General features: G+C 39.0%; 4 protein-coding genes. 3 read left to right on the forward strand and 1 reads right to left on the reverse strand.

The genetic code is table 11. The features are described 5' to 3' along the window. The first annotated feature begins 41 nt into the window (after window positions 1-41). The 3 genes from HUN22_RS15615 (at window position 42) to HUN22_RS15625 (ending at window position 3,085) form a co-directional block, all read left to right on the forward strand. A complete protein-coding gene (locus HUN22_RS15615) occupies window positions 42-674 on the forward strand; it encodes a LysE family translocator (protein ID WP_016144251.1) in 633 nt (210 codons plus the stop codon). A 110-nt stretch (window positions 675-784) separates the two neighbouring features. Then, window positions 785-1,720: an LpxL/LpxP family Kdo(2)-lipid IV(A) lauroyl/palmitoleoyl acyltransferase gene (gene lpxL, locus HUN22_RS15620; RefSeq protein WP_174731236.1), complete on the forward strand. Its 936-nt coding sequence runs from the start codon at window positions 785-787 to the stop codon at window positions 1,718-1,720. Window positions 1,721-1,984: 264 nt separating this feature from the next. Then, window positions 1,985-3,085, forward strand: a complete 1,101-nt coding sequence (locus HUN22_RS15625) for a glycosyltransferase family 4 protein (RefSeq protein WP_174731239.1) — start codon at window positions 1,985-1,987, stop codon at window positions 3,083-3,085. A gap of 55 nt (window positions 3,086-3,140) precedes the next feature. On the opposite strand, the gene gltP is transcribed toward HUN22_RS15625, so the two are convergent. Beyond that, window positions 3,141-4,427, reverse strand: a complete 1,287-nt coding sequence (gltP, locus tag HUN22_RS15630; protein WP_174731242.1) for a glutamate/aspartate:proton symporter GltP — start codon at window positions 4,425-4,427, stop codon at window positions 3,141-3,143. Window positions 4,428-4,784 lie beyond the last annotated feature (357 nt).

The following is a 4,784-nucleotide window of genomic DNA, read 5'->3' on the forward strand; positions in this document are numbered from 1 at the left end:
ATGTTATATCTACCCATATAATAATATTCGAGTAATTTTTCATGCTAGATCTTTCTCAAATTTTAGCATTCGGATTAATCTGCTTGGCGATGGTGCTTACCCCTGGCCCAAACATGATTTACCTTATTTCTCGTTCAATTTGCCAAGGAAAAACGGCGGGATTTATTTCACTCGCTGGTGTTGGCGTTGGCTTCATATTTTATATGCTTTGCGCTTCTTTCGGGATTACAGCACTTATTGTTGCAGTTCCTTATGCTTACGACACCATCCGTATTGCTGGAGCCATTTATTTACTCTGGTTAGCATGGAAAGCTCTCCGTCCTAATGCATCCCCTATTTTTGATGTAAAGCAGTTATCAGTAGATTCTCCAGCTAAACTATTTTTAATGGGTTTTGCTACAAATCTACTTAATCCTAAAATTGCGATTATGTATTTATCGTTATTGCCACAGTTTATTCACCCACAACAAGGCAGTATTTTATGGCAATCTATTCAACTCGGCACTATTCAAATTTTTGTCAGCGTTTCAGTAAATGCACTGATTGTGCTTTCTGCGGGTAGCATTGCTCTTTTTCTTCAACAGAAACCTCTTTGGGCAAATATACAACGCTGGCTTATGGGAACAGTGTTAGCTGGACTTGCAGTTCGCATTCTTCTAGAAAATCGTCGATAACCGCGCTTTACTTCCTCATCTTAATCACTCAATTCAACAGTGTATTACGACGATAAATTCAGTTCGTGATACACTTTTGCCAGTTTTAATTTTGAATTCTTTATATCGCTATGAGCCAAAAGCAGACTTATACGCCCGGTGAATTTCAATGGTCCTTTTTATTGCCTAAATATTGGGGTATTTGGATTGCCATTGTTTTTTTAATGCTTTTGGCTATTTTACCGTGGGCAATCCAGTGGCGTCTGGCTCATGGCTTAGCAAATCTTGCTTGGAAATATTTAAAATCTCGCCGAAAAACGACTATTCGTAATTTAGAAGTCTGCTTTCCCGAATGGTCAGCCGAAAAAGTACAGCAACAGGCTAAGCAAGTTTTTGTGGATATGATGCTTGGTATTTTTGAGACATTAAACGCATGGTACAAACCTTACTGGTTTAAAAACCGTGTCACCATTGAAGGCTTAGAACACATTACCAATGCTCAAGCTCAGGGTAAAGGCGTTTTATTATTAGGGACTCATAGCACGCTTCTTGATGCCGGTGGCTATGTTTGTGCTCAATATTTCGAACCAGATGTCGTTTATCGACCTCAAAATAACCCATTGCTCGATATGCTGATATATCGTTGCCGTGGCACCATTTATAAAGCACAAATCGATCATGATGATATGCGTGGTTTAATTCGTCACCTTAAAGATGGCGATGCCATTTGGTATAGCCCCGATCAAGACTTCGGGCTCAAGCAAGGCGTGATGGCACCATTCTTTGGCGTGCCGGCGGCCACAGTAACTGCTCATCGTCGTTTACTAAAAATCTCTAAGGCAGTTGCCGTTCCTTTATATTTCTATCGCCATGGAGATATTAAGAACCCGAAATATCATGTTCTAATTGAACCTGCGGTCAACAATATGCCAAGTGAAGATGAAGTCGATGATGCAACACGCGTCAATAAAATTATCGAAAATCAACTTCGAATCGCACCAACTCAATATATGTGGTTTCACCGTCGCTTTAAAACACGTCCTGAGGGATATGAGGAAATTTATTAAGATAAGGCTGTAATAATTTTAGATTAGTAATAGGTAGAGCCTCGATTTATAGTGATATTCAAATAATTTCGAATAGGCAGACCTTACTTTTTAGGGATAAAAAGTAAGCAAAAATTCTTTGTTCCGCGAATGTTACATCCTTGTAACACAGCGCAACAGCGACATCCATGTCGCTATCACGATAGTAAACTCTGGATAATGATTTAGTTTTAGATGATGTATCTGTAGATGATCCATCTTTTATGAACGTATAAGGCAAAAACAATGAAAGTGATGCAACTTCTCCCAGAACTCAATAGCGGTGGCGTTGAACGCGGCACACTAGAAATTGCACGTGCACTGGTTGCACAAGGCCATCAATCGTTAGTTGTTTCAAATGGCGGACGACTAGTGTCCCAGCTCGAAGCTGAAGGTTCTACTCACTTAACGCTACCTATTCATAAAAAATCATTGTCGAGCTTGTGGCAAATCCGTCCTTTACGCCAACTTATTGAACAACATCAACCCGATATTGTTCATGTACGCTCGCGTGTCCCTGCTTGGCTTACGCACTTTGCCTTAAGAAAAATACCTGCAAACAAACGCCCTCACCTCATTAGTACAGTCCATGGTTTCTATTCAGTTAATCGTTATAGTGCGATTATGACTCAGGCTGAAAAAGTGATTGCTGTTTCTGACAGCGTGGTTAAATACATCACAGACTATTACAAAAACTGTCCCCCACAAGATATTGTTCGCATTTATCGAGGGATTGACCCAGCTGCTTTTCCACATAATTACCAGCCATCAGCACAATGGTTTAATCAAGTTTTTAATGACTTTCCTGAACTCGAAAATAAGTTTTTACTTTGCTTGCCTGGCCGTATTACACGCTTAAAGGGACATGAAAGTTTAATTGAACTGATGCAAAAACTAGGTGAACAATATCCTCAGCTACATGCTGTAGTTGTTGGTGGTGCCGATGCAAAAAAACAGGCCTATCTAAGCGAGTTGCAGAGTACCATTCAAAGCAAAGGACTCGCAGATAAAATTACCTTCGTAGGCCATCGCTCAGATATTCGCGAATGGCTCGCTTTTAGCGATATTGTGCTCTCTCTATCCAATCAGGCAGAAACATTCGGTAGAACAGCCTTAGAAGCCCTTTCAGTGGGTACACCAGTAATTGGCTGGAACCGTGGCGGTGTTGCTGAGATTTTATCGAATGTCTATCCGCAAGGTCTTGTTGAAGCAGAAAATGAAAAAGCTTTACTGGAAACAGTTAGACAGCATATTGAACAGCCTCATGTCGTTGCTCCTGTCACGATGTTTAGCTTAAAAGATATGTGTGATCAAACACTAGAACTCTACCAACGCGTTTTGAAATAGCCCAATAAAAAACCCGCGATTTTCGCGGGTTCTTTTTCGACTAAAAACTTCTCTCTTATTTAAGAGATGCTTCATAAGCAGCAGCTTTTTCAGAGTCGTATTGTTTTTCCCATTTACTGATTACAAGTACAGCAAGCGCGTTACCCACAACGTTCAACGCAGTTCGGGCCATATCCATAATACGGTCAACACCAGCAATAAATGCTAAGCCTTCTACAGGAATACCCACACTACCTAATGTCGCTAATAACACAACAAATGATACGCCAGGAACACCAGCAATACCCTTAGAAGTAATCATTAATGTTACAACTAAAATAACTTGTTGGCTGATTGACATTTCAATACCGTAAAGCTGTGCAATAAAGATTGCTGCGATACTTTGGTAAAGCGTAGAACCATCAAGGTTAAATGAATAACCAGTTGGAATTACAAAGCTGGAAATGGCTTTTGGCGCACCGTAAGCTTCCATTTTTTGCATAATACGCGGTAAAACTGTTTCCGAGCTTGCAGTTGAAAATGCCAAGATCAATTCATCTTTCAAAATCTTAAATAAGATAAAGATGTTAATTCCAAACATTTTTGCAGTCAGACCAAGTACAACGAATGCAAAGAAGAAGATGGCAGCATAAACAAGAACAACCAACTTGCCTAATGGAATAAGTGAAGCGAAACCGAAGTTTGCAACAGTTACTGCAATTAGACCAAATACACCCACTGGTGCATACTTCATGATGATATGCGTTACACGGAACATTGTTTCAGAAACAGCATGAAACACATTCAACAACGGGTCTTTAGTGGTTGCTGGTAATGACGACAGTCCAATACCAAACAACACAGCAAAGAAAATCACAGGTAACATTTCGCCATGCGCCATTGAACTAATAATGTTCGTTGGAATGAGCGATAATATTGTTTGAATTAAACCATGTGACTGAGACTGAACTTCTTCAGTTGTATGTTTATATTGAGAAATATCTGTTTGAACCAGCTGAGACATATCAATGCCTGAACCTGGATGGAAGATATTTGCTGCAAACAAACCAACCAAAATAGCAATCGTCGTAATAATTTCAAAATAGAGAATGGTTTTAAAACCAAGTCGCCCTAAACTTTTGGTACTGCCTACACCTGCAATACCTAAAATCAAGGTAGAGAAAACGATTGGAATAACAATCATTTTAATCAGGCTAATAAAGATCTTACCAAGAGGGGTAAGAACATTATTCACAATACTGTCTCTGATTTCAGGCTGATTATGTAAAACAGCCCCGACAACTATCCCTAGGATTAAAGCAATTAAAATTTGCCAAGCAAGGCTAAATTTAAAATTCTTCATAAGACAATCCTTATGCACCGCAAAGTATCAAATATGAGAGGGAGAAGACCACTAACTAAGAGTGAAACCTCAATATGTACACTAATTCCCAAACAGAAATTTAAATGTACAAACAAATCACAACCCGCCGATCCGGCGAAGTAAAAAACAATGCCTGTTGACGATCCAACATGTCAACGATCGGCACATTCTATTGAGATTTATTAATTAAACAAGTCCAATTTATCTTTAAATAGATTAAAGCTGATACTTACTCATCAATAATCTATGAAAACAAAAACTTAACGAAAAAAAAATTTGTATCGTCTTTCATGGAAAATTATGCAGATTTATATAAAAAAAGCATGGGTATTTACC

The organism is Acinetobacter lactucae, assembly GCF_013344765.1.
Classification (GTDB): domain Bacteria; phylum Pseudomonadota; class Gammaproteobacteria; order Pseudomonadales; family Moraxellaceae; genus Acinetobacter; species Acinetobacter lactucae_A.

Excerpts from the sequence above, each read along its gene's own strand:
- HUN22_RS15615 (WP_016144251.1), top strand. The coding sequence starts at position 42 with ATGCTAGATCTTTCTCAAATTTTAGCATTCGGATTAATCTGCTTGGCG.
- lpxL (WP_174731236.1), top strand. The coding sequence starts at position 785 with ATGAGCCAAAAGCAGACTTATACGCCCGGTGAATTTCAATGGTCCTTT.
- HUN22_RS15625 (WP_174731239.1), top strand. The coding sequence starts at position 1,985 with ATGAAAGTGATGCAACTTCTCCCAGAACTCAATAGCGGTGGCGTTGAA.
- gltP (WP_174731242.1), bottom strand. The coding sequence starts at position 4,427 with ATGAAGAATTTTAAATTTAGCCTTGCTTGGCAAATTTTAATTGCTTTA.